The organism is Pontibaca salina (assembly GCF_016307205.1).
In the GTDB taxonomy this organism is placed as follows: Bacteria; Pseudomonadota; Alphaproteobacteria; order Rhodobacterales; family Rhodobacteraceae; genus Pontibaca; species Pontibaca salina.
This window is the reverse complement of record NZ_JAEIJD010000014.1, coordinates 1-26,096: the sequence shown is the minus strand read 5'-3', so window position 1 is coordinate 26,096 and position 26,096 is coordinate 1. Positions and strand designations below refer to the sequence as shown.

The window sequence follows — 26,096 nt, the reverse complement described above, 5'->3', positions numbered from 1 at the left end:
GACCCAGTGGCCCGGTTCTGGTTCTGTTTTCATTTTGCGGTTGTTATGGATTGAGATGCCCGAGCGTTATGGAGGAGCAGGCGTTGGCACTGCCTACGACGCGCTGCTCTTCATGGTTGAGGGCCTCCTACCGAGGCGATGGCCACGTCACAATATGTGCCGGAGCTGGAAAGCATACCAGTCCGTCCGGGCTGGTGAGATCGCCAAATTCCCGCTCCGCTGCGTCGGCCAATGCTGCATATTGATCGTCGTCAATCATGTCCGCTAGAGTCCAGCCCCGCACGTCCGTCCGAACCCATTCGGCAATAGATTCAAACCGCGCCATTCCGGTTTGCGTGCTGATTTTTGCACCGCGCATGCCGCCCCTGGCTAACTGAGCCTGCAATTCAGGTAATTTGCCAAGCACAAAGGGCGCGCGGAGTGCGTCGGCCTCCTCCTTGCCGAACAACCGGTTAAGCAGAGCAATCATTCGGGCATAGCCCGGCGACGTCTCAACTTGGTCCCAGACAGAGAGTGCTACGTGCCCGTCAGGGCGCAAGACCCGACGCATTTCCTGAAGGGCCGCCGCCCGATCCTCGAAGAACATCAGGCCAAACTGGCAAAGCACCACGTCAAAGCTTTGGTCGGGAAAGGGGAGTGCTTCGGCGCGTCCCTCGATGAATGCGATATCAGGCGACCGGGCGCGTGCAACGGACAACATACCAGTGTTGCGATCAAGCCCCATGACTTCGCCACCGGGAGATGCCGCAGTCTGAGCGGCGCGTGTCGTTGCGCCGGTTCCGCAGGCAATATCAATCACGCGAACGCCAGAGGCGATGCCTGCGGCATCGCATAACGGTCTGGCCCATTCGCCAAACAAGGCGGGGACAAAGAACGCATCGTAAATTTCAGCCGCCGTCGCCGTGACCTGACCGGTCGTGGCTGCATTTTCGGGAAAACTCATGGCGACGTCCTCCTTTCTGCTTTGGAAGCTCCAGTATGCGTCTCAAGAGGTGATATGGTATAGTTCTATATCTGTAGCAAAAACCGTTGGCCGGAATGAAAAGCTATGGTCAATTCTGCCCCATTGCGAAAGCGGCAGAAGTTTTCTGTGAGCGGTGGAATGCGCTGATTTTACGGGACCTTGTCGCTGGCCCGCGCCGATTCTCGGACCTTAAGCGCGGGGTTCCACTCATGTCACCCTCGCTGCTCTCAAGCCGCCTGAAATCGCTGGCGGCCGAGGGGATCATTGAGCGCCAGGCCACCGAGGGCGGACATCCGATATATTCCCTGACCGAAGCCGGGCGGGATTTCGTGCCGCTGGTTGAGGCTCTTGGCGTTTGGGGGCAAAGGTGGACTCGGCGAGATCTTCAAGACCATGAGATCGACCTCGGACTTTTGGTGTGGAGCATCGAAAGCTCGGCCAATCCGCTGGCCTTTGGCGAGCGCAGGGGACTTATCCGGCTGGACCTGACAGATCAGGTAGCGGCGAAGCGCTTTTGGTGGTTTCTCAACCAATCGGGGCAATGCGAACTATGCCTCAAGGACCCCGGCGGAGACGTGGATCTCTATCTTTCCTGCACTTTGCCGGATGCGATTCATGTGATTAGAGGCGACATCCGGCTTGCGGCCGCAATTGAGTCAAACAGACTCGAAGTAATCGGAGAGGCTTGGGCCCGAGAGGCGTTCGCTGATTGGCTAAATCTCAGCCCGCTCGCGCGGGAAGTTTCAAGACGCCCTCGCAAGGCATGAACGATTGACACAATCTAAAACCTTAGGGATCGCAAGTGTTTATTGCCACTCGGATTTGATCCGGTTGAGGTCATAAATATCACCGGGGGAAGTGCCACTGGATGAAAGATCATTGGCAGATCAGACCCTGCCACCATGCTTCGCGTGCGTCAGTCAAAGGTGCGCCGCGCAAATATTGGGGCACCACCGCCGGTTTGATCTAATCGCTCTGTTTCTTCGAAGCCGCCGTTTCCATGTTGAACCAGCGCTTGACCGAACATGATAAGTCCCGCAAGATTTGTTATTAAACACCTCTGATATTGAACGCGGTTAACTGCAGGGGGCACGGGGATAAGTATTAAAGAACCGCCGAGATAGCTGAACGCATGCAGAGTTTTGGGCAGTAGATTTGATCTTCACGTTTTAACGCAACGATGGGAGTTTCGATGCTACGGAAAACTTACGCGACCCTATTATTTGTCCTCGCCACGTCCGTCGCCGCACAGACGCCGACGCCTGAGGAAATCGCGGCGCTGGTGGATCAGCGTGTATCGGCCCTTAATCCTTATGGGGAGCTCCTCAACGATCCCGACCCTGAGCGTAGTCTCGCGGCTATGCAGATCATGCTGGAAAGCGGCAATGCCGAGCTGACACGCATGGCGCTTGAGTTTGGGTTGCTCTCGCCCAATCCCGTTGTGCGCAGAGCTGCCGTCGAAGCACACCTGAAAAGCGGCCCGACCCTGACTCTGAAATTCGAAGGTGGAGACGATCCGGACCCGAATTTCACGAGCACAGTTGTGGGCTATTATTCGGGATCGACAGAGCCCGGAAATCAGGGTTACTGGAAGATCAAGGTTGGGGAGTATTCTGCAGACGACGGTTGCTATCTGCATGTCAATGCACGCAGCGGGTGTTTTGTGACGGTCAACAGCGACGGCGTGTATTTTACCCATGATCAGTACAAGATGCTGGCGGCGCGCACCGATGTAACAGATGAAGGCCTGCTGAAAGGCTTTGCGAAGATTTACAAGGTCGCGGAGCCTGTTCCGCTGACGGTTCAACTGATCGACTGATTAACCGTCAGAATGCCCGGACTTCTTCAATGGCAACCGGCCCGTCACTCCAGGCGTTTAAAACCGTCAGACGCAAACGACGCGCGTTCCGCGATGCAACCCGCCCGGTATCAAGGACACCGTCGAATCCCATCTGGAAGCGCCCCAAAGCAAAATAACGTCCACCGCCGGGGAACGGCGAAACTTCGACGAAGATCTCGTGTGGGAGAGAGTAGTCGCCCCCGCTTGGAGCGGTGATCAAGACGCGCGATATTACGCTGACCCCCTCGCCGGGAATATCGAACTCGATGGTGACGCGGCCCGATAGGTCAAAGACATAAGGCCCCGCCCCCAAGAGATTTTCCGGTGCATATTGCGGGTTTATGGGCGGCGCGCTGGTGCGTCTAAGAACCAGTGGCAGGGCGCCGGGCATAGAAGGCACGGTGTCAGCCGCCACTGCACGTGGAGCCCGGATTTCGTTAACATATCGGTTTACGTTGAGATGAATCTCATCGGATCTTATGAACAGCCCGGTGGTGTCTTCGGGCGACTTTATCGCCATTCCGACCGGTTTGTTGCCGACAAATGCAAAGGCCCCAGAGGTTCCTTGCCGGATCGCCTTGCCATCCTGTCGTCGCCGGGCAGTAAAGGTCCGATATGTAAAATGGTCAATGGTGATCGGGTCGCGCATGACCTCTCCGGCGGATGTCAGTCGTTCAAGCTGTGCCGTCCGCGATGCGCGTTCCACAGGCGTGAGCGCAAGATCCGAGAGAGTTCCCGAACATCTTTCCTCGATCGCGCCGCGAACGGTGGCGATTGCAAGGTCGATCCCCTCCCAGAAAGGTTTGCTGACTGTCCCGGTTCCGGTCAGCGCCGGCGCGGATGAGGTGAGCGTGATCCGGGGATGGCGCCCGGCCACGTGCTCGGGAAGGATGACATAGCACACGCTCTTATGCCGGAACATCCAGCCATAGCCCTTGCCGTTATCGCCATTTTCCACCGCAACCGTCTGGGACATTGCAGCACTGACAATAACCAGAAAAAATGCTAAGCTCGTAAGCGCTATTTGCAGAGATATTTTCATGACTCGTGCCATTACCATCTGTAGCATTGTCACGATGTTCGCACTGGCTGACAACTCTGCCGTTGCCCAAAGTTTGAAACTTGTTGATAAGCCGCTGGAAGAGCAGCTGGATGAAAATTCCACGACGATTGCTGGCACCGTGTTGGTAGGCGTCCAGCGCGGCGGTCGGCATGTCGAGAAATTTACACTTGCCGCCCGGCTGCCCGACAAGTTTCGCAAAAGTGAAGTCTGCCTCGAACTGGTTTCGGCCAATGGGCGCTACAGCGTGCGCGAAAGCTATCGTTATGAGGACGCAGGCGGGACCGATGCAACGACCGTTGCGCCCGTCGGTCTTGAGTTTTCGACGGCGCACGCTGATTATCTAAGAAGGCAGGGTGCGCACGGCGTTGCCGCGTTGTTAACGAGCGGCGATTGCGATGGTGCACGGGGGACGCCGACGGTTGCGATCTGGGATGGTGCCGACGATGGCGAAATTGAATTGTTGTTTAACAGTTTCGACGCCGATCAGGTCTTTGCTTATGTCAACGGCGCCAGCGAGGCCATCGCTTGCGATCCTGTGCGCGCAGAGAGCCTGTCTGCTTATGATACCGTCTGCGTGCTCGACAATGCGGGACTCTCGGGAACGGTCGAAATCGAGTTGTATCGCTATGTGAATCGCAAGACCGTAGAGCCTGATGTGTTTCACCTGGACCTTTTCGGGGAATGACCGATGGGCAAGGAAGCATCAAGAGCCTAATCGGCCGATTATTTCAGGCAATTGCAGGTATTGGCGGCAGAAGATTTCGCAAGATCCTGAGTTGGCTGCGTCTCACACTTGTACTGGCAATTCTGGCTGTCACTCTCTCTCTCATCGCGGCCCAACTCATTGGCCTCAAGCGCAGTTTCGTGATCGAAGCGCGTAGTTCGCTTCTTGATCTCGTCTTTACTGGAAATTTCAACAATTGGCAGTTCGATCAAGTGATCATCTGCCGACCCGCCGACAGCCCCGATCCACGCGAGGCGGCGAACCCGGATGCGCCATGTCCGGACAACATCTATGAAATTTCGAAACAGACTGATTACACGATTGAGTGGCCCGATCATTCTGGTGTTCGTCTGACACTTGATCCAGATGGCACCCTTGTCGTGGAGACGGGGAGGGACTTCCCGTTCCTAAAGGCAAGCGGCAAGGCAGGGAACCCGGATCGGGAGGGCGAGCAGGTGACGCCGCCGGGGCTTCCAGCGGGTACGCTCATTCTGGTGCCCGCAAAGGCATGGTTTCGCAATGCAGCGCTGACGTTCGAGGGCGCAGCGACAATCGGGCAGGATATCCGCAGCGGTGTGCGCCATTACCTCCACGAAGGCCGCTGGGAGGCGCGCCAAACGGCACTTTTCACCTGGTGGTTACGCCAGTTTACTGAAGTCATCAAAGACGGCCACCTTCACCACGGGGTTGAGGTAACGGTGGTTGACGATAAAAAGATACCAGTCAAAGTTTTCGGCCATGTAGCGCCGTTTCTTGGTGGTGATTTGCCTGCGGTTTTTACGGTCGTGGCGCTTTCCGAACCGGGCCGTACCGAATTGCGGCTCGGACAGTTCGGCTTGCGCGACCCCGCGATCGTCCGTCCTGACCTGCTTGATCTTGCGAGTTCAAGCGCGATTTTCGTCGCGGCATTCGCTGTTTTGACGATTCTCGCCGCCCTGACCCAGATCCTGAGTGATCTCTTTGCGCGACATGGCAAGGGCAATGCCGCCAGCCGCGCCAAGTCCGAAAAAGAGTTGCACGATTGAAAACCGCTGATGCGGCCAGCCATGAGCGGTGATGCGACTTACGCGGTGATCGCGCTGGACGGGCAGAATGTGCGCTTGCGGTTGCAATAGGCCGAGATGTTCCTTGCGCGGTTCCGGCCCATTTTCGTGCCATTTTATTACCGCGCTTGCAGGTGAGGCCGCTGCCGCCAAGCTTGTTTTGATGACTTCTTCAGCTTTTACGAAGAAACCCCCCGACACTTGAGCAGGAGCGTTACAAAAATGCTGCACTGCAGCGGCAAACTGGCGCAGGGGGCTTACTTGGTAATAGATGCTGACCTATATTGATCATGCAAAGGAAGCTCGAAAAAAAGGATACAAGCATGAACAAGCAGTATTTTGAAAACCTTGGGGTGGCCGCCTATGTGGGTGCGGTGGTTGTCATTGTCGCCGCATATCTGATTGGCCAGATCGCTTAATAAACCTACCCCATGATCGGGTTTTGGGTTGCCCCGATTGTCAATCTCAGCCGTTGGTCGCATGGCTCAGTCGCCGCTGCCAGCCAGCAACTCAAGGTAAAGGCGCGCCGAGTCGCGTACAATACCGTCGGCACCGCTCACCACAGTCTTACCGTCGAAGGCCCCGTAGATGCGATCAAAGCACACGGGGCTTAGTTTTTCTGCAATGCGGCGTATAGCAGGGGCAGGCAGCGGCAGCATGTTGGGATAGCTCCATAGGAACGACACCCGCTTGCGGTCAGCCGCGACCTGCACGATGTCAGATGACAACAGCGCGCCGCGCCCTTGGGCACCCGCTGCCCAATGCAAGACGGTTCCGCCCGGAAAATGCCCGCCCAACCGCATCAGGGTGCAGCCGGGTGCCAGTTCGCGCGTTTCCCCCTCCCAAAAGACGATCCGCCGATCCGGCCGCATTACCCATTCGCGGTCATCAGCGTGCAGCAGGACCGGAGCATCGAAGGCGGCGGCCCAGTCCTGCAGGGTCGTGTAGTAATGCGGGTGCGAGATGGCGATGGCCTTGAGGCCGCCCAATGCGGCCACGATCTCTCGGGTGGCATCGTCCAGAAGGGCCAGACAGTCCCAAAGCACATTGCCGGCAGGCGTGCGCAGAAGAAATGCGCGCTGGCCGATGCCAAAGCGGGGCGTGGTTTCAATCGCAAAAAGATCCGGTTCCGGGCGGCTCCAGCGGTTGCTGTGGCGCGAAGCAAGTTGTTTTGCATCGGTCCAGCGCTGTCCGCCATCCGGCACGAATTGCCGCGCATCCTCGCAGATCGGACAGGAGGGGGGTGGCGCCGCGGATGGCGGATATGATGTCCCGCAGGCCGTGCAGATCGAGACGAGTTCGTCGCCGTCTATTCGTTTTTCTTCGTTCACGAAGTGCCTCCCGTGATGAGATCGCATTGGCGCATCAATCTTTGACAAACGCAAATGCGATGGGGCACTTCCGGCAGAACCAGCGCGCTATCGCGCGTAGCCGAGCCCCTGCAGAGCAGTGCGGATTTCGTCCAGAATGGCCGGGTCCTCAATAGTGGCCGGTATTTTGAACTCGGCGTTATCGGCGATTTTGGCCATGGTAGCGCGCAGTATCTTGCCCGACCGAGTCTTGGGCAGCCGCTCTACCACCACAGCCAGTTTGAAGGCAGCGACCGGACCGATCCGGTCGCGCATCATCTTGACGCATTCCTTGATGATCTCGGCATGTGAACGCTCCACACCTTTGGTCAGACATAAAAAGCCGACCGGCACATGACCCTTCAGGTCGTCGCTCACCCCGACCACCGCGCATTCGGCCACGTCGGGATGGGCCGCCAGAACCTCTTCCATCGCACCGGTGGAGAGACGGTGCCCGGCGACGTTGATGACGTCGTCCGTGCGCGCCATGATCCAAAGATAACCGTCCTCGTCCTTCATTCCAGCGTCGCCGGTTTCATAGTAGCCGGGGAAATGTTTCAGATATGATTTGCGGAACCTGTCTTCGGCGTTCCACAATGTCGGCAGATTGCCGGGCGGCAATGGCAGCTTGATCGCAATTGCCCCGAGTTCACCCGTCGGGACCGGATGGCCGGCCTCATCGAGGATCTGCACGTCATAGCCCGGCATGGCCACGGTGGGCGAGCCGATCTTGATCGGAAGCGGTTCGATCCCAGCCGGATTGCCGGCAATGGTCCAGCCGGTTTCGGTCTGCCACCAGTGGTCATAGACTGGCACCTGCAGCACTTTTTGCGCCCATTCGATGGTGTCGGGATCGGCGCGTTCGCCTGCAAGATATAGCGCGCGCAGGCAGGAGATATCGTAGTTCTTGAGTAACTCGCCTTTTGGGTCCTCGCGCTTGATTGCGCGAAAGGCGGTCGGCGCGGTAAAGAAGCTGCGCACCTTGTGTTCGGAGATCACCCGCCAAAACGTACCCGCATCGGGGGTGCCGACGGGCTTGCCCTCGAACACGATGGTGGTGTTGCCATGGATCAGCGGCCCGTAGCAGATATAGGAATGCCCCACGACCCAGCCCACATCCGAGGCCGCCCAGAACACATCGCCGGGATCGACGTTATAGATGTTCTTCATCGTCCAGTTCAGCGCGACCAGATGCCCACCGGTTGAACGTACAACCCCTTTGGGTGCGCCGGTGGTGCCGCTGGTATAGAGAATATAGGCGGGGTGATTGCCCTCGACCGGTACGCATTCCGCCGGCTCCACGCCATATTGGAAGCCGTGCCAGTTCACGTCACGGCCCTCAACCAGTTGCGCGACATCCTGTTCGCGCTGGAAGATCACGCAGAAATCGGGCTGATGATTGCAACGCTCCAGCGCGCCGTCCAGCAGCGGTTTGTATTGCACCACGCGCCCCGGCTCGAGCCCGCAGGAGGCGGCGATGATCGCCTTGGGTTTGCAATCGTCGATACGTACCGCCAATTCGCTGGAAGCAAAGCCGCCGAACACCACCGAATGTACCGCGCCCAGACGCGCGCAGGCCAGCATTGCCTCCAGCGCCTCGGGGATCATCGGCATATAGATGATGACGCGGTCGCCCTTTTCCACGCCCTTGGCGCGCAGCGCCCCGGCCAGTTGCGCCACCCGATTGCGCAGGTTCACAAAGGTGATGCGCCGCGTGACCCCGCTGACCGGGCTGTCATGGATGATCGCGACCTGATCGCCGCGCCCCTGTTCCACATGGCGGTCCACCGCGTTCCAACAGGTGTTGACCATGCCGTCGCTGAACCATTCGTAAAGCGGCGCATTCTCATCGAACAGGGCTTTAGACGGCATTCGGTCCCAGTCGATCGCTCTGGCAGCGTCCATCCAGAACCCTTCTGGGTCTTGCTTCCAACGGTCATATATTTCGTGATAACCCATCTCTCGCGTCCTCTGCGTTTGCTTGCTCAAAAAAGATCGGACACATGCTCATACAGAAACAAAAACCATGACCCGGCGACCAACCGTGGCGCATGGAGAGCAGATTTGCGACCTCGGGCAGGTCGAAATTATGCCAGATTTACACACGTTTCCAATGCTAAAAAGCGAGTCGGGACGGGCGCGGTGCTAGTCCTATTTAGCAGAGGGTGCGTTGCCATGGGCGACAAGAAACAGAAGCCGGCAAAACCGGGCGTGAAACCGATTAAAAAGTGATTTTCTAGGCTTCCCGCCGCCGCAATTCTTTGTCGCGGCGGCGGGTCTCGTAAAATCAGCCGTAATGCGCAACCGGGGTGCCGGCGATGGCGGCCATGTTCAGCAGCCCGCGCGGTGTGATCGAGGGCGCGACGATATGCGCGCGGTTGCCCATGCCCATCAGGATCGGCCCGACCTCAAGCCCGTCAGCGCGCACTTTGAGAATGTTGCGCACGCCGCTGGCGGCATCCGCATTGGCAAAGACCAGAACGTTGGCGATGCCCTCCATCCGCGAGGCCGGAAAGATCCGCGCGCGCAATTCGGGGTCCAGCGCGGTTTCGACATTCATTTCACCTTCATAGGTGAAATCGCGTGGCGCGCTGTCGAGGATGGCCATCGCTTCACGTATGCGCGGCCCCGATCCGACCGGGTCGTTTTGGGTACCGAACTGCGACTGTGAACACAGTGCGATATTCGGCTCAAGGCCAAACCGGCGCACATGGCGCGCCGCCCCAATAGCGATCTCGGCCAAGGCTTCAGGGTCGGGCAGTTGGTGCACCTGTGTGTCGGCGACGAACAGCGGCCCGCTTTCCAGAATCATCAGCGACAGCGCGCCCTGAGGATGCAGATCAGCGTTGCCCAGAACCTGCGTGATATAGTTCAAGTGCCAACTAAACTCGCCGAAAGTGCCGCAGATCAAACTGTCGGCTTCTTCGCGGTGCACCATGATCGCACCGATTGCGGTGGTATTGGTGCGCATGATCGCCTTGGCCAGATCAGGGGTGACGCCGCGGCGCTGCATCAGGCTGTGATAGCTGGTCCAATAGTCATAATAACGCGGGTCGTTCTCGGGGTTGACCAGTTGGAAGTCGCGATTGGGTCGGACGTTCAAGCCCATGCGTTCGCAGCGCGTCTCGATGACCTCGGGACGTCCGATCAGGATCGGGATGACCGTGGATTCTTCGAGCAATGCCTGTGCGGCGCGTAAAACACGCTCGTCCTCGCCTTCGGCAAAGACGACGCGGCGCGACGCGGTGCTCGCGGCGTCAAAGACCGGACGCATCAGCAGCGCGGAGCGGAACACGCTCTGGTGCAGCTTTTCGCGATAAGCCGCCATGTCCTCGATCGGGCGCGCGGCTACGCCACTGTCCATCGCCGCTTGTGCCACCGCCGCGGATACGACTGCCACCAGCCGCCGGTCAAAGGGCTTGGGAATCAGGTAGTCAGGGCCGAAGGTCAGCTGTTCGCCCTGATAGGCGGCCGCCGCCTCGGCGCTGCTGGTGGCACGGGCTAATTCGGCGATGCCTTCCACGCAAGCGATCTGCATGGCGTCGTTGATCTGCGTCGCTCCCACATCGAGCGCCCCGCGAAAGATGAAGGGAAAGCACAGCACGTTGTTGACTTGGTTGGGCACGTCGCTGCGCCCGGTGGCAATGATCGCATCGGGGGCGACCTCGCGCACGGCGTCGGGCTGGATCTCGGGCTCCGGATTGGCCAACGCGAAAATGATCGGCTGCTTGGTCATCCGCCGCACCATGTCCTGTGTCAGTACATTCGCGCCGCTCAGTCCCAGAAATAGATCGGCACCGTCGATTACCTCATCCAGCGTGCGCAGGTCGGTGTCCTGCGCAAAGGCCGCCTTTTGCGGGTTCATGTCGATCTCGCGGCCCTTGTAGACCAGTCCGTGCACATCGCAGAGCCAGATATTTTCGCGCTTCACGCCCAACTTGATCAGCAGCTTGAGGCAGGCGATGCCGGCCGCGCCACCGCCCGTGCTGACGATTCGGATGTCTTCGAACCGCTTACCCGTCACGTAGAGCGCGTTAGTCGCGGCGGCCCCGACGACGATGGCGGTGCCATGCTGGTCATCGTGAAAGACCGGAATGTTCATCCGCTCGCGGCAGATCTTTTCGACCACGAAACAATCGGGCGCCTTGATGTCTTCGAGATTGATCGCCCCAAAGGTCGGCTCCAACGCGCAGATCATTTCGGCCAGCTTTTCGGGGTCGGTTTCGTTCAGTTCGATGTCGAAACAGTCAATGTCAGCGAATTTCTTGAACAGAACCGCTTTGCCTTCCATCACCGGCTTGCTGGCCAGCGCACCGATGTTGCCCAGCCCCAGAACGGCGCTGCCGTTGGTCACTACGCCGACCAGATTGGCCTTGGCGGTATAGCGGGCGGCGTCGGCAGGATTGGCTGAAATTTCCAGACAGGCTTCGGCCACGCCGGGCGAATAGGCGCGAGAAAGATCGCGGTTGTTCGCCAGTGGCTTGGTCGCCCGGATCTCGAGCTTTCCGGGCTTGGGGAATTCGTGATAAAATAAAGCGGCCTGTCGGAAGGTCTGTTTGTCGGACATCTGTGGCTCCCAGTAAATACGGGCCTTAGTTAACGCGCTTTCCCACGCGTGGGAACCGACCATTTGCGTACCGCGTCCGTGCAGGGTTGCGGCAGGACGCGCGCTGATCGTAAAAGGCAGGGCAGCCATCGCCCGGAGAATCCCACCATGTCCAATCCCGCCGACAATGTCACCCTCGTCGATCATCCACTGGTCCAGCACAAGCTGACGTTGATGCGTGATAAGAACACGCCGACCGTGGTATTCCGCCAGCTTCTTCGCGAGATCACCCAGTTTCTGGCCTATGAGATCACCCGCGATCTGGACCTGACCACGCGAGGTATCGAGACCCCGATGGAGCCGATGGATTCGCCGACGCTGGCGGGCAAGAAGCTGGCCTTGGTATCGATTCTGCGAGCGGGCAATGGCATGCTTGACGGGGTGCTGGAGCTGATCCCCTCGGCGCGGGTCGGATTCGTTGGACTATACCGCGATGAAGAGACGCTACAGCCTGTGCAATATTACTTCAAGGTGCCCGAGGCGCTGGAGAACCGGCTGGTGATCGCGGTCGATCCAATGCTGGCGACGGGAAATTCTTCGGTTGCGGCGCTGGATTTGCTGAAACAGGCCGGGGCCACGAATATTCGGTTCATGTGCCTTTTGGCGACCCCGGAAGGTATTGCCCGGATGCAGCAGGCCCATCCCGACGTGCCGATCGTGACTGCTGCCGTGGACCGCGAATTGGATGACAAGGGCTTTATTCTGCCGGGTCTCGGCGATGCCGGGGACCGGATGTTTGGCACAAAATAACCTAGGGCGGATCAGTTCCCGCAAATCGTCTGCAACAGTATCCAGTCGCGGTCGGGCAGGACAGGGGCGGGGTATTGACCGGCCATCGGATCGTCTTTGATCAGTGCTAGCATAGTTTCGCCGGTGTTGCCGCGCGAGCGGGCGAAGGGCGCCGAGGGGACCTGCGCTGTAGCGAATGCGTCTCGCAGAGTCTCTTCGGCCAGCGGGATATCGGGGTCTGCCAACAGCCGCTCGGCATGATGATCAAGCGTCGCATCGGTAAGCTCACCCGTCGTGAGCAGCCGGAATGAAGCCAGTGGCCCGGCATTGGCCAGCAGGCGCGCGAGCGGATCCCGTTGCGCAGCGCGGGCGCGTTCGGCGAGAATGTGACCGGCGACAACCGCCGGGTCTTCCTGTTTTTCGATCAGGGCACGGCTCAGCAGCACGACACCACCCGGCAGGTGCAGGCTGTCGCGGGGTGCTCGGCGCAGGACCACCAGCTTGCGCGCACCGGTGCGCCGCGCCAATGCGGCCAGCGGCGCGGCGGTATCCGCGTTGGAACAGGCTGGTCCGGCGTTGCGCTCAATCCGTGTCAGCAGGGCGCGGCCAATATCCTGCCGCCTGATGTCGGGCACCACCGAAATTGTGTGGCGCAGCAATGCATCCGGTAGCCAGAACACCAGTGCTGTCGCCAACAGCGCAAAAAGAGCCAGCATACCGATTTGGCGCAATCGTCCGGGGCGAGGGCGGGCGCGTTCGACCGCGCGGCGCAATCGTTCAATCGCATCGATCATCGTGGCCTCGGTTTCGGCGAGTTCCAGCGTTTCGCCGGGGTCGCCATCGGGATGGTAGATCGCAGGGCGAACACCCGGATTGACCCGTTCCAGCGCGGCAAGCGACCAATGCGCCAGGGCGCGGTCACTCATATCAGAAAGGACAAGAGTGGCATCGCCAATCGAAACGATGACCTCGCGGTGCTGTTCCTCAGGAGTCGCCCGCCAAAAGCCGGTGGCCTCAAGTCGTTGATATTCCTTCAGCGCTGTCATGATATGTGGGTCTGCCGTGCCTCGCTCTTTGCGCGACCCTATAGCGATTTGAATGGTCGTTGAATGGCAAACTGCCTATTTTACACTTCCCGGCCGTTAAAGCACGTAAACCCCAAGATCAGATGAGCATAGGGGCGCGAATCCTTATGGCGCGGCGCTCCTGCGACAGCAGTGACAGGGAAACCATGCAAGCGGCGCAATGACGTAACCGCAGTAGAAACCGGCTGCCGGTCCACTGGCATTTTCGCCACATAGATCGGTAAAAGGGTTTGTTTCTACGCGTGAAATTCTTGAGTTGCCACAGGCTGCGTGACAGGGTCTGAATATTTTATCCCGGCACATTTATGTAGAAAAGAGTTCCCGTGATGTTAAGCTTTAGGCCAACCCGAGTGTCGATTGCTTTGAGGGGTGGGGTGAGCGTCTTGGCTATGGTCGTCGCTATTGGTGACGGGGCTATGGTGCATGCAACCGATTACTCTGGCACCAATGGTGCGATCATCAAGAGCAGTAAGAGTAAAGACGGGCGCGATTACAAAAGTGACAAGAAGAAAGCGACCTCCGGAAATACCGGCGGATCAATGAATGACCGTAATTTCGGCATCCTGGGCGATCGGCTTCGGACCGGCACACAGGTTCGGTTAAGGACTCAGGGTGGCAAAGGTGGAGACGGGGGCCACCGTTGGAACACTATGTATAATCATCCGTATAAGCCGACAGCGGACGGTGCGGACGGGGGCGATGGCGGCAGGCTATCTTTCGTTCAGAGTGGAACAATTGTCACGCAATCAGCAGATCAATTTTTTGAAATCCCGTTTTTCCGTCTGCCCGTAGAAACCCCGTTGATCCTTCTGCAATCCAAGGGTGGTGCCGGCGGCGTGGCGCCCAAGTGGTCGAGCCAATTTATGCCACCCCGCACGGTAGAAGGCACCGGTGGTAAAGGTGGTGATGGCGGAGCAACCTCTCTGACGATCCGGTCATCGACGGGTGTGTCTGGGAGCCGCTACGCTATTGCCCGTCTTCGCTCGTGGGGCGGTGAAGGGGGTGCAGGCAATTCCCAAACGGCGACAAACAAGGGTGGCGATGGTGGCGCGGTAAGTGCCGAAATCGTGGCCCAGACCGGTGCGGGACAGGTGACCGTATCGACAAATGGCGCCAACGCACCGGCCCTGATTCTGGAGAGCATCGGCGGCACAGGTGGTAAAAGCGGCTACCAGGCCGTTGACGATAAAGCACGGGCTGCAAGTGGCGGAAACGGCGCTTTGGTTGCGTTCGAGACCTCGGTCAATACCCGTATCAGCACCGCCGGAGCATCGTCACCGGCTGTCGTGCTGCAAAGCATTGGCGGTACAGGCGGTGCTGCTAGCACGAGTTCGCGCAATGGCGGTGACGGCGGGAACGGCGGCGATGTCGTGGCGCGCCTGCGCGGTAACATCATGACCTCCGGCGATTTTGCCTTCGGTTTGGTGGCTCAGTCCGTCAGCGGCAACGGCGGGTTGGGGGCAAGTGGCGTGTTTTCCGGTAGCGATGGCGGCGCATCCGGAAAGCCCGGCAAGGTCGATATCGAGAACCATGGCCTCATTTCGACCTTGGGCGACGGCGCGACCGCGATCGTGGCGCAATCGATCGGCGGCGGTAACGGTATGAATGCTTTTGATGCCTCTGCCGGTACCTATACCAAAGGCGGTGGCGGCGACGGCGGCAAAGCGGGCTGGCTGTCCTTCCTTGGCGGAAGCGGCGGGGACGGTGGTCGCGGCTCTGCGGGCGGTCAGGTCAGCGTGTCGAATTTCGGGCGGCTTGCCACCTTTGGTACCGCTGCGCATGGTATTCAGGCCCAATCAATCGGCGGTCATGGCGGTGAGGGCGGCTCGGCCGGCGGCTGGCCCAGTTTGGTTTCGGTTTCGATCGGCGGTGACGGCGGCGGCGGCGGCGATGGTGGCAATCTAGTCATCGGCGACCTTGGCGCGGCCATACAGCAGGGACATTCCAAGGTACCGGCTGGGTCTTCGATCCGAACGTCGGGCGGGTCATCTTACGCTATTTTTGCCCAGAGCGTCGGCGGGGGCGGCGGCGCGGGCGGGGCGAGCAGTACCAAAAGCGGCGCGTTCTTATTTCCCGCAGTCGCTGTTTCCATCGGCGGATCTGGCGGCAAAGGCGGTAAGGGGGGCGCGGTCAAGGTCGGGAATACGTCGGATCTGCGCACTGAAGGCCAGTCTTCGATTGGTATCTTTGCCCAAAGCATCGGCGGCGGCGGGGGCGACGGTGGCGCAGCAGATGCATCGACGATCGCTGTTTCTGCCGTCAAGGTTCCAGCAATCTCGGTGCCGATCAGCGTCGGTGGTTCCGGCGGCGAGGGCGGCGATGGCCAGGCGGTCACCGTTGTCAACGCGGGCGCGATCACCACGCTCAATGACGATGCCACCGGGATTGTCGCGCAGAGCCTTGGCGGCGGCGGTGGGTCTGCTGGCGATGCCTCATCCTATGCGCTGGCCATGCAGCTGACAGGCTCCACGCCTGCCGTAAACATTGGCATCGCCATCGGCGGATCGGCCGGTGGTGGCGGGAACGGCGGCGCGATCTCGCTAAGCAATCACGCGCATGTTGCGACCTATGGCGCCAATTCCTCGGGGCTGGTCGGTCGCAGCATCGGCGGAGGGGGTGGCACCGGCGGCGCGGCCAGTTCGACGGGGGATTTGCTGGCTTATTCCAACAGCATCGCGACCTCGGTCGCGATTGGCGGCTCGGGCGGTGACGGCGGTCGCGGCGGAAACGTTTCAGTGAATCAAGATGGCTTAATCGAAACCCATGCTGATTTTTCCCATGGGGCCTATGGCATCAGTGTTGGCGGCGGCGGCGGCGATGGCGGCACCGCCAATGCGGCGTCAAATGCGGGAATCTCTGCCGACTGGTTCACTGATTATGGCTTCGCGGATGTGCTGGATCTGCTGGATGTTAGTGGCAACTACATCACCGCCAATGTCGCGGTTGGAGGGTCTGGTGGCGGCGGCGGTCGCGGTGGTTATGTGTCGGTCCAGAACACCGGGGCGATCGGCACCAATGGCAATAACTCAAGCGGAATCGTGGCCCGCTCCATCGGCGGTGGTGGAGGGGATGCGGGCGGCTATCAGGGCGGCGGTGACACTACTCTCGATTTTAACGTGTCCATTGGCGGCTCGGGGGGCGATGGCGGCAATGGCGGCACCGTGTCGGTATCGAACTCCGGCGCGGTCGCAACACATGGCAGCGGGTCGCATGGTGTGTTTGCGCAGACTGTTGGCGGCGGCGGCGGCAATGGGGGTTCCTTTACCGGTGAGGTCAACCCGCGATTTACCAGTCTGGAAGCTTTCGACCTGATTGTTGAGGTGTTCTCGGAAATCGCTGCGCTTAATGACGTCACAAAAAAACTAGCAGATACCAAGGACACAGCCAGCAACTTTCATGACGACGCCAGTTTGCAGAAATCAATCGCGTCGCTGAAGGCAATCGTCGCTTATGGGAAAGAGCTAAAAAAACTATCGGAAAAAGATGCCGCTGATATTCACGAGAAAATCGCGAAGAATACAGCGCTGCTCACCATGTTGGCGGTCAAGTTGGCGGCGGCTGAAAGCGTCAAGAGTGCGCAACAGGAAATAAAAAACGCCCTGGTTTCGAAAGACGCGGAATCCAAAATACATGACCTGATCGGTGCGTCTGTGAATGTCAGCGTTGGCGGCAGCGGCGGCAAGGGTGGCAACGGCGGAAATATTTCAGCGTCTAACGGTGGGACGATTCAAACCCTCGGCGAAAACTCCTTCGGAGTATTTGCACAATCCATCGGTGGCGGTGGTGGAACTGGCGGTGCTGCCTATGCCAGCGGCAAACAGAAGCTGAATGCGACTGTCGGGATCGGCGGGTCGGGCGGCGCCGGTGGCAAAGGCGGCGATGTTGTCGTCTCCAACGGCGGTACCATCCTGACGGCCGGTGACGGCTCTTACGGCGTTTTCGCGCAATCGGTCGGTGGCGGCGGCGGCCTGGGTGGCGCCTCGCAGACGGACAACTCGCTATCCTTCTCGGCCACCGTGACGGTTGGCGGCAATGGTGGGGCGAAAGGGCATGGCGGTGCGGTCGAGGTCACCAATTCCGGGACGGTTGCCACGGGCGGCGCGAATGCACATGGCATTGTGGCGCAATCCGTCGGCGGTGGTGGCGGTGCCTATTTCGTCAACATCCATGACCCGGCGACCAAGCCCCCAGAAGAAGCTATTGACGCTGAGCTTGCCGCTTTGATCAAGGAAGCATCCCATACAGTCGAGGAACTGTTGCTCCAGGCCGGATTGATCGATGAATCCGCAATGACAGATCTCGATATCGAGGATGGAGAAGCGCTGTTCAACGATGCGAGCACGGTCTTGCCAAAGCCGCAAATCACCGTGACGCTCGGTGGAAACGGTAGCGCCGCCGGTGACGGGGGGGCGGTAAATGTCACTCATACCGGAGCGGTCTCGACAAATGGAGACGGTTCGATCGGCATTTTTGCCCAGTCTGTGGGCGGCGGCGGCGGAATGGGTAAAAATGCGACCAGCGGCGGTTTTCTACCCATTGGCAGCGATCCCAGCAAGGAAGGCGCCGTCTCATTGAGCGATTTCTCGCTTGGCGGGCGCGGCGGTGCAGCAGGGCAAGGTGGTGCCGTGAGCGTGGCATTGGGCGCGATGAGTTCGGTAGCAACGCGTGGCGATGCATCGCACGGGATATTTGCCCAGTCTGTCGGCGGCGGTGGCGGATATGGCGGTGTCGGAACCACGAACGCGCTGTACGGCTCGGTAACGTTCGGCGGCGAAAGCAACGAGGGCGGTTCCAGTGGCGATGGCGGCGCAGTCAATATTTCCATGGCAGGCGCGACAACTAACAGCAGCATGACAATCTCGACTATTGGCGAACAGTCGCACGGTATTTATGCGCAATCGGTTGGCGGCGGCGGTGGGGCAATCACCGTGTTAAACGCGAACGCGGGCGCGACCACGGCTGAAAAGCGCGGCGCTTCAAAAGGAAGAGGCGGCGCGATCACGATTGATACCGTCGGCTCGATCTCCGCGACCGGTACGGATGCCAATGCCATTTATGCGCAGAGCGGTTTTCAAAACACGGATGGATCTCTTGCGGTGGACACTAGCAAGGGTCGCGCCATCAGCATCTCGCATGATGGTGTGCTGACTGGTGGGTCCGGAACAGGGGCGGCGGTCTACGTTGATGGCGGGAATACCGACAACAAGATCACCTTCGGTAAAAACGCAATTGTCCAGGCGCTTTCCGGGACCGCGATCTACGGCTCTTTCGGCAATGAAGAGATCGTTAATAATGGCGTTTTGGTTGGCGATATCAAGGTCAACAGTGGTCGGCCAAAAGAGCGCAACTGGTTCTATAACAATGCCAACGCTATTTACAGATCGGTTGATGATGGAATTGTCGATCTTGGCACAAGCTCGGGCCATTTCTTCTATAATGCCGGGCAGTTCGATGTCGGGGGAGTAGAGAATGTCTCAACCGTCACGGTCGATGGCAATCTTATTGTGCAAGACGGCGGAAGCTTGCTTGTGGATGTGGTGCGCGATGACGGCGGAACGTTATCCAACGATTTCATCTCGGTCACGCGGGACGTGGTCTTTGAGGAAGGCGGCGGGGTTGATCCCTACATCACGGGCGATCTACAGAATGGCGATACATTCACCATTTTGAAAGCCGAGCGCAATTTGAGCGGAGAGCCCATCACCATCAACGATGCCTCCCCAATAAAGTGGACCTACAGCACGGAATCGGACGGGACGCTTAGAATGGTGGTGGACGGCGCTGCATTTCGCGGGGCGGCCATGCGCAGTTTGACTCCAACGGAAGATGCGATGCTCGCCGCATGGCAGCAAGCATGGGACAGCAACGATGCGCATGCGGCGGGATTCTTTGGCGCAATTGCGAATGCGGATACAGCGCAAGATTACGACGATGCCATCGAAAGCGTCTCGCCGGAATCCCAGTTACAGCAGGTTGCGCACATGACGCTTGCGACCTCGGAGTCGCTTTCGTCAGCCCTGAGTTGCCCGATGTTTGTCGGTGAGGGTACGTTGCTGCAAGAGACCGAATGCGTCTGGGGAGAGATCAGTCATTCTCGTAGCAAGATCCGAGATTCCAGCGCCGGTGACGGGTTTGACAACCACGCGACCACCCTGCGCATGGGGGCTCAGAAAGAGTTTGCATCTAACTGGTTCCTCGGGGGGTCTTTGGGTTTCGGCCAGACTTCAGGCACGAGCGCTGATGGATTCACCAAGAACACCGGTGACAGTGTGGCCGCAGCGCTGGCGCTCAAGTATCAAATGGGCCCCTGGCTTTTTTCTGGCGCGGCACATCTCGGCTATGGTGGCTATACCATGGAGCATGTCTTTGATGTCGGGGACGCCGTCTGGGCCGCGACAGCTTCACCGCATGTCGGAACGGCGGGGCTTCGTTTGCGTGCGGATTATGAATTGGCCTTTCCCGACTGGTATCTGCGCCCGTCCCTTGAGGTTGATGCAATCCACTCGTCAATGTCCGGCTATGATTTGATGGGAGATACATTTGACATGCGGGTCGATAGCATGAGGCAGTGGACATATGCCGCACGCCCTGCGATTGAAACCGGTGCGCGCTATAATCTCGGCGATCAGAGATGGCTGCGGGTCTATTCGCTTGTGGGTTTGACCTGGCGATCGACCGATGGACTAAGCACTGGCGTCACCGTTCACAACAATAACCAGACGGCATTCAGTTTCAGATCCACGACGGCGCTACCAGATCGTCTGTATGATCTTACTGCAGGGGTTGAGCTGAAGTCCGGCGACAATTACAAATTGAGCGGTGAGTATATTGCTAAAATTGGCGATAATTATCGTAGCCAAATGGCAACGCTGAGGCTGTCGATGCGATTTTAGTGCAATTACTCGAAGTCTTGGTTTTGCGAATAACCCGGCGACCTGCCGAGGCAAAAGCTTATATAGGGCTAAATTACAACGATTTAAGACGATACTATCTTATTGGCTTATTGGAGAATGCCGAAAATGACCAGACTACCCCTCAGATCCACGCTGATGGCGAGCGTGTTACTTGTAACAGGCGCCGCTTCGGCACAGGAGATCGCGGATACGATTTATTCCGGCGGACCAATCCTGACGATCAACGATTCACAGCCCTCGGCCGAGGCGGTAGCGGTCAAGGATGGGCGCATCCTTGCTGTCGGCGATCTAGCGGACCTGAAGCAGCTACGGGGTGAAAGCACCGAAACCTTTGATCTGCAAGGGCGCACGATGCTGCCGGGTTTTATTGATAGTCACGGGCACGTGGTGATGGGGGGGCTTCAGGCGCTTTCAGCGAACCTGCTGTCGCCGCCGGATGGCGGCGTCGGCGATATCGCCAGCTTGCAGGACGCGCTGCGGAGGTGGATGACGGACAATGCGCAGACCGTCGACAAGGTCAATATGGTTATCGGCTTCGGCTACGACAACGCGCAGTTGGCCGAATTGCGTCATCCAACGCGTGAAGATCTGGATGCCGTTTCGCAGGATGTGCCAATTGTGATCGTGCATCAGTCCGGCCATCTGGGAGTGGCAAACTCTAAAGCTTTGGAGCTTGCGGGTATCGACGCCTCAACCCCGAATCCCGAAGGCGGCGTGATCCGGCACGATGCCGATGGCGCGCCGAACGGAATTCTTGAAGAATACGCTTTCTTCACGGTTTTGGTGCCTTTGTTGGGGCAACTGGGCGAAGAGGGAATTATCGCATTCGCACGTGCCGGAGCCCAGCTTTGGGCCAGCTATGGATACACGACAGCGCAGGATGGAAGATCCACTGCTGGAATTGTCGAAGCCCTGAAAGCTGTTGGCGCGCGGGGAGATCTGCCAGTTGACGTGGTGGCGTTTCCCGACGTTTTGGAAGATCGAGAGTACATCCGCGATAATATCTCGCGGGACTATTCTAACAATGTTCGCGTCGGAGGGTGCAAACTGACCATTGACGGTTCGCCACAAGGCTTCACCGCGCTCCGCGACCGCCCCTATCATGACCCGGTCGGAGACTATCCAGCAGATTACAAGGGATATGCTGTAATAAACATGGAGCAGGTGCAGGACGCGGTGAACTGGTGCTACGAGAATAACATCCAGGTTATCACTCATGCCAACGGAGAAGGCGCCTCAGACATGTTGATCGGGGCGATTGGCGCGGCGCAGGAAAAATACGGCGATCCGGGCAATCGGCCGGTTCTCGTACATGGCCAGTTTTTGCGTGAGGATCAGGTGGACAGCTATCAGAAACTCGGCGTCTTCCCGTCATTGTTTCCGATGCACACATTCTTTTGGGGAGATTGGCACCGCGATCATACAGTTGGGCCGGTCAACGCCGATAATATCTCACCCACCGGATGGTTTCGGGATCGTGGGATGATATTTGGTACACATCACGATGCGCCAGTGGCACTTCCCGATAGTATGCGCATCCTCTCGGCAACCGTTACCCGCCGCACCAGATCGGGCGACATCCTCGGTCCAAGGCAGCGCGTGGATGTAATGACGGCGCTTAAGGCGATGACGATCTGGCCAGCCTGGCAGCATTTCGAAGAGGATGACAAGGGTTCAATCGAAACTGGAAAAATTGCCGATTTTGTCGTCCTGTCCGAAGACCCAACTGCGATAGATCCTGAGCTGCTGGCAGATCTGCGGGTGGAGGCGACAATCAAGAACGGCAAAGTGATCTATGACGCGCCAGATGCGATTCAGGAAACCGAACTGCGCCGCTCGCCCTTTACCGCAAGCCCGGAGATCGGAGAGCGTCTTTTGCATGCGATGTATGAAGGTATGGCAATCGACTGATCTGCTGTCGAATAGGGTGGTGCCGGTGGGCATTACGCCCAGACAGTGGTGATGGTGAGCCTGGGGCGGCTATGTGACGCGGGTTTGATCCCGATTTCGCCGGGTGCCGCCCTGCGCAAGCTATGTTTGCCTATGGGGCACACCAAGCAACAAACGGCGCAGTTTAGTTTAAGGCGTCAGCTTTCTGTGATGTGATCGGGAAGCTGACGCCATCGAAATCCACCGCGACGGGTGGTGCCTTTAAAGCCTCACCAGTTTTCGCCGCAGCTGTGAAGACGCGAGTTTCGCCAATCCGGGCATTGACTTTCCGGTAGGCGACTGCTTTTGGCCACGTTGACAATAGCAACGACAAAGACGATCCATCTGATCGGATATGCAATCAGCAGGCTCTCTTAAACAAGCATTCTAGTTCCGCTGAACCGGAGCAATGCCGAAGAGCCGAAGAGCCGAGGAGCAAGATTTATGACTGATGAGAAGAACACCATGTCGGACGAAAAGATCGAGACATTTTTCAGCAAGCTCCGCCGCCTTGATGTCGAGGCGCGCGTCAATAACAACACCGACTGGATGAACTTCGACTGCCGGGTTGAATGGCTCGATGGACATCCAGATACTCAGGCTACGGCTCACAACTGAACCGGATCTGAGCAGATTAGCTGAGCCGCGCTGGTATCGCGATGGCTCAGCTTGATTGCCGCGCAAAGGCAATGCTGATACCTCTCTTAGCTTGTGGTGCGGTTTTGCGTTGGCTCTGCGGGTTCTCAGGGTGAGCAAGACCAGACTTGGATCTGACAATCCTTTCCGTGCTGGCCACATTGGGCAAGTGCTCCGGATTGGGCATCCAGCTTTGTTCTCCCGGTTGCCCAGCCCCATGCTCCATCGCGGCCCGATGCGATGGCACCGCAGGCATTATAGAATGTCCGCACCCTGGCACAGACGCCATTGCAACCTTCAATCGCCACTTGATGGGCATTCTTTTCAGTCACATGACTGTAGGAAAACCCGGTTGCGCCATGCGGCCCGACCGCGACCGCACCCCAGCAATAATCATACCCGCACTGACCAGCCGACGCTGCGCCAGTAATGGCTAGCCATGCGATGCTGGCCGCCAGCAAGTGATTCAGGTGCGTCATTGTTCGAAATCCTTGTTGTGCACTTTTATATTGCCATTAAAATGGGGGCGACGGGAGGAAGCACTTAATCTGGCGTTTCGATCCGGCGCGACCAGTTTTCGACATGACCGGTCGAAAGGCGTGTTCGGGCCAGCTTGCGCCAGCTTTCAGGCAGGCAGGGCAAGGCGGAAAACTCCTGCAAGGCCGCTGTATTCAGACAATCATGATAGAGCAGATGTGCCACGCGCGTGATCGTCCAGGCGGGATGCGGGCGGCTTACCAACTGCCCGGTATCGTCAGCCGCTATTTCACCGGGCTGCAACACGCGAAAATACCAGCCGGTTCGCCCGGTTGCTTGCACCAGCTTAGCCATGTCGGGCTTTTTGAAGCGCAGGTTCAACCGCCAGCAGGGCTGTCGTCCCTGACTGACTTCGACAAGTGCGCCGCCAATCTGCCACTGGTCGCCCAAAGCGATGTCGGCCTCGGCCGCACCCTGAATCACCAGATTTTCGCCAAAGGCACCGGGTTGGAACTGCGCAGTAGGTTCGGGCAGGTCGGAGCTCCAGCGCGGGTAGTTGCATGCTGCATAGGCGTGAAGCGCCTTGTCCGGCCCCCCATGATGCCGTCGGTCGCCTTGCTCGTCCCCTGCGAAACCGGTTCTCTCGGCCATGACCCCACCCGTGAGGGGTTCTTTATAGATGCCGCTGGCGACGCCCGATGGCCCAAGCGGACGAAGCTGTCCGATGCGGACTTGTGAAATCGTGAACGCGATCATGGCGAATCTATCCAGTTCATTGACAAGGCGAGCTGCTTGAGCGGCAATCATCATCCTATGCACTGCATCTTCAGGTTACGCCCGAAGGTGCAGTGCAGGGGAAAAGCGTCGCGACAACGCAGCCGGTCGCTGCTCGGTCTCAGGACAATGGCGCTTTATCCAGCGCCGGCCTTGACCCGTTCCTCAATTTGCAGCCCCACCTCGGCGTCGATATTCTTCCAATAATCGAAAGCGCGTTCAAGCACCGGGGAGCGGACCCCCGCGAGCAGCGCGCCGCTTACGGTTTCAACCAGCTGTGCGCGCTGATTGTCATCAAAGACATCGCGCACCAAGATGCCCGGTTGGCTGAAATCATCGTCTCCTTCACGTAATGTATAGGCGCTGCGTACCATGGTGCCGTCAGCTTCCCACCCATCCTCGACCGGCCCGGTCTCGTCGGCCCAACTGCGGTCGCCGCTATTGGGGGCATAAACTGGCGCATTGCCGCTGTGCTCATAGGCCATTTGGCCATCAAACATATAGGTGTTGACCTTTACCTTGGGGCGGTTGACCGGCAGCTGATGAAAGTTCGTGCCGATCCGGTTGCGCTGGGCATCATTATAGGCAAAGGCGCGGCCAAGCAGCATCTTGTCGGGCGACAGGCCGATCCCCGGCACAGTATTACCCGGCGAAAACGCCGCCTGTTCGATTTGCGCAAAGAAGTTTTCCGGGTTGCGGTTCAGCGTCATGGAGCCGACTTCGATCAGCGGATAATCGGCGTGGGGCCAGGTCTTGGTCAGGTCGAAGGGGTTGATGTGATATGTCTTGGCCTCATCATAGGGCATGATCTGAACCGACATTGTCCACTTCGGGTGCTCGCCCCGCGCGATCGCATCAAAGAGGTCGCGGCGATGGAAGTCGGCATCGGCACCGGCCATTTCGGCGGCTTCCGCATTGGTGAAGAATTTCATGCCCTGTTGCGTGTGAAAGTGGTATTTTACCCAGAATTTATCGCCAGCAGCATTGATCCACATATAGGTGTGCGAGCCGTAGCCGTTCATATTGCGCCAGGTCCGCGGCAAACCGCGCTGGCCCATGAGGTAGGTCACCTGATGGGCGGACTCCGGATTGTTGGTCCAGAAGTCCCATTGCATATGATTGTCGCGAAGGCCTGAATCCGGCAGACGTTTCTGACTGCGGATGAAGTGCGGAAATTTCATGGTGTCGCGCACGAAAAAGATCGGGGTGTTGTTGCCCACCAGATCGTAATTGCCTTCATCGGTATAGAACTTGAGCGAGAACCCACGCACATCGCGCCATGTATCGGGGCTTCCGGCCTCACCAGCCACGGTCGAAAATCGCGCCAGCATCTCTGTGGTAGCGCCAGGCTGGAACAGGGCGGCTTTGGTATAGGCGGACACATCAGCCGTTGTCTCGAATATGCCGAACGCGCCCGACCCCTTGGCATGGGGCTGACGCTCAGGCACCTTCTCCCGGTTGAAATGCGCCATTTGCTCTAGGAAATGCACATCGTGAAGCATGATCGGGCCGTCCGGGCCGATTGTCAGCGAATGCCGGTCGCTCGCCGCCGGCGCGCCGGTGCTCATCGTCGATCCGGTGCCGTGTTTCTTGTCCATATCAGTCATGTTTTCCTCCTCCCGTCGGTCTTGAGGGCCAAGCGCCGACCATCCGCACCTACGGATGCGGTCCCTTTTCACCGTAATGTAGCATCGGCGCATTGCAAGTTTTCTACGCATCGCACGCTTGTCTCGGGGAGGTGGCAATCAGGACGCTAGCCCTCCTGAAAGCCCGATCTTGCGGCGCTATAGCTATAGCGGGGGATTCGCGGTTGCGAACTAAGGCTTTTGGCGATTCTTGTGGCGAGGCCCTTCAGAGCCGCGAATCCACTTTCGGGATTCGCTTTTGTTCTGAGTTGAGTCGGGTGATTCCGGTTTGTTTCTGTGGGTAAGTCTGTGGGTAAGGTGCGAGTCGGGGTTTTGGG

General features: G+C 58.6%; 17 protein-coding genes. 8 read left to right on the top strand and 9 right to left on the bottom strand.

All coding sequences use genetic code 11. From position 1 onward, the window contains the following. Positions 1-127: 127 nt before the first annotated feature. The gene (locus JAO82_RS13065; protein ID WP_198686839.1) at positions 128-943 is read right to left on the bottom strand and encodes a methyltransferase domain-containing protein; all 816 of its coding nucleotides are present in this window, start codon (positions 941-943) and stop codon (positions 128-130) included. A gap of 95 nt (positions 944-1,038) precedes the next feature. On the opposite strand from JAO82_RS13065, the gene JAO82_RS13060 reads away from it, so the two are divergent. Together JAO82_RS13060 and JAO82_RS13055 are read left to right on the top strand one after the other, a co-directional pair. Next, positions 1,039-1,731: a winged helix-turn-helix transcriptional regulator gene (locus JAO82_RS13060; protein WP_198686838.1), complete on the top strand. Its 693-nt coding sequence runs from the start codon at positions 1,039-1,041 to the stop codon at positions 1,729-1,731. A 425-nt stretch (positions 1,732-2,156) separates the two neighbouring features. After that, entirely contained in the window at positions 2,157-2,783 is a 627-nt protein-coding gene (locus JAO82_RS13055; RefSeq protein WP_198686837.1) for a hypothetical protein, read from the top strand. Positions 2,784-2,790: 7 nt separating this feature from the next. On the opposite strand, the gene JAO82_RS13050 is transcribed toward JAO82_RS13055, so the two are convergent. After that, positions 2,791-3,780, bottom strand: coding sequence for a hypothetical protein (locus JAO82_RS13050; protein ID WP_198686836.1), 990 nt, complete (start codon positions 3,778-3,780; stop codon positions 2,791-2,793). A 64-nt stretch (positions 3,781-3,844) separates the two neighbouring features. Here JAO82_RS13050 and JAO82_RS13045 point away from each other — a divergent pair, with 64 nt between their 5' ends. Both JAO82_RS13045 and JAO82_RS13040 read left to right on the top strand, forming a co-directional pair. Then, a complete protein-coding gene (locus JAO82_RS13045) occupies positions 3,845-4,552 on the top strand; it encodes a hypothetical protein (protein ID WP_198686835.1) in 708 nt (235 codons plus the stop codon). Beyond that, positions 4,549-5,616: a hypothetical protein gene (locus JAO82_RS13040; protein ID WP_198686834.1), complete on the top strand. Its 1,068-nt coding sequence runs from the start codon at positions 4,549-4,551 to the stop codon at positions 5,614-5,616. The genes JAO82_RS13045 and JAO82_RS13040 overlap by 4 nt, the downstream gene beginning before the upstream one ends. A 503-nt stretch (positions 5,617-6,119) precedes the next feature. Here the strand turns inward: JAO82_RS13040 and JAO82_RS13035 are convergent. The 3 genes from JAO82_RS13035 to JAO82_RS13025 form a co-directional block, all read right to left on the bottom strand. Continuing rightward, positions 6,120-6,965, bottom strand: coding sequence for an MBL fold metallo-hydrolase (locus tag JAO82_RS13035; RefSeq protein WP_198686833.1), 846 nt, complete (start codon positions 6,963-6,965; stop codon positions 6,120-6,122). Between the two features lie 87 nt (positions 6,966-7,052). Further along, the gene (gene prpE, locus JAO82_RS13030) at positions 7,053-8,942 is read right to left on the bottom strand and encodes a propionate-CoA ligase PrpE (RefSeq protein WP_198686832.1); all 1,890 of its coding nucleotides are present in this window, start codon (positions 8,940-8,942) and stop codon (positions 7,053-7,055) included. A gap of 328 nt (positions 8,943-9,270) precedes the next feature. Next, positions 9,271-11,550 carry an NADP-dependent malic enzyme gene (locus tag JAO82_RS13025; RefSeq protein WP_198686831.1) on the bottom strand — a complete coding sequence of 760 codons (2,280 nt, stop codon included), beginning with the start codon at positions 11,548-11,550 and terminating at the stop codon, positions 9,271-9,273. Positions 11,551-11,697: 147 nt separating this feature from the next. Between JAO82_RS13025 and upp the strand changes: the two genes are divergently transcribed. After that, on the top strand, positions 11,698-12,339 hold the full coding sequence (gene upp, locus JAO82_RS13020) for a uracil phosphoribosyltransferase (RefSeq protein WP_198686830.1): 642 nt from the start codon (positions 11,698-11,700) through the stop codon (positions 12,337-12,339). Between the two features lie 11 nt (positions 12,340-12,350). Here the strand turns inward: upp and JAO82_RS13015 are convergent, their stop codons facing one another. Continuing rightward, positions 12,351-13,364 (bottom strand): hypothetical protein, encoded by a 1,014-nt coding sequence (locus tag JAO82_RS13015; RefSeq protein WP_198686829.1) that lies wholly within the window; start codon positions 13,362-13,364, stop codon positions 12,351-12,353. A gap of 413 nt (positions 13,365-13,777) precedes the next feature. Between JAO82_RS13015 and JAO82_RS13010 the strand changes: the two genes are divergently transcribed. The 3 genes from JAO82_RS13010 (at position 13,778) to JAO82_RS13000 (ending at position 22,864) form a co-directional block, all read left to right on the top strand. After that, positions 13,778-20,296, top strand: a complete 6,519-nt coding sequence (locus JAO82_RS13010) for an autotransporter outer membrane beta-barrel domain-containing protein (RefSeq protein WP_198686828.1) — start codon at positions 13,778-13,780, stop codon at positions 20,294-20,296. 126 nt (positions 20,297-20,422) lie between these two features. After that, complete coding sequence (locus JAO82_RS13005) at positions 20,423-22,228, top strand: amidohydrolase (protein ID WP_332872530.1); 1,806 nt, start codon at positions 20,423-20,425, stop codon at positions 22,226-22,228. 462 nt (positions 22,229-22,690) lie between these two features. Next, the gene (locus JAO82_RS13000) at positions 22,691-22,864 is read left to right on the top strand and encodes a hypothetical protein (RefSeq protein ID WP_198686826.1); all 174 of its coding nucleotides are present in this window, start codon (positions 22,691-22,693) and stop codon (positions 22,862-22,864) included. Between the two features lie 125 nt (positions 22,865-22,989). Here the strand turns inward: JAO82_RS13000 and JAO82_RS12995 are convergent, their stop codons facing one another. The 3 genes from JAO82_RS12995 to JAO82_RS12985 form a co-directional block, all read right to left on the bottom strand. Then, positions 22,990-23,361: a DUF4189 domain-containing protein gene (locus JAO82_RS12995; RefSeq protein ID WP_198686825.1), complete on the bottom strand. Its 372-nt coding sequence runs from the start codon at positions 23,359-23,361 to the stop codon at positions 22,990-22,992. 64 nt (positions 23,362-23,425) lie between these two features. Then, complete coding sequence (locus JAO82_RS12990; RefSeq protein WP_198686824.1) at positions 23,426-24,115, bottom strand: MOSC domain-containing protein; 690 nt, start codon at positions 24,113-24,115, stop codon at positions 23,426-23,428. Positions 24,116-24,270: 155 nt separating this feature from the next. Further along, positions 24,271-25,740 carry a catalase gene (locus tag JAO82_RS12985; protein WP_198686823.1) on the bottom strand — a complete coding sequence of 490 codons (1,470 nt, stop codon included), beginning with the start codon at positions 25,738-25,740 and terminating at the stop codon, positions 24,271-24,273. Positions 25,741-26,096: the final 356 nt, after the last annotated feature.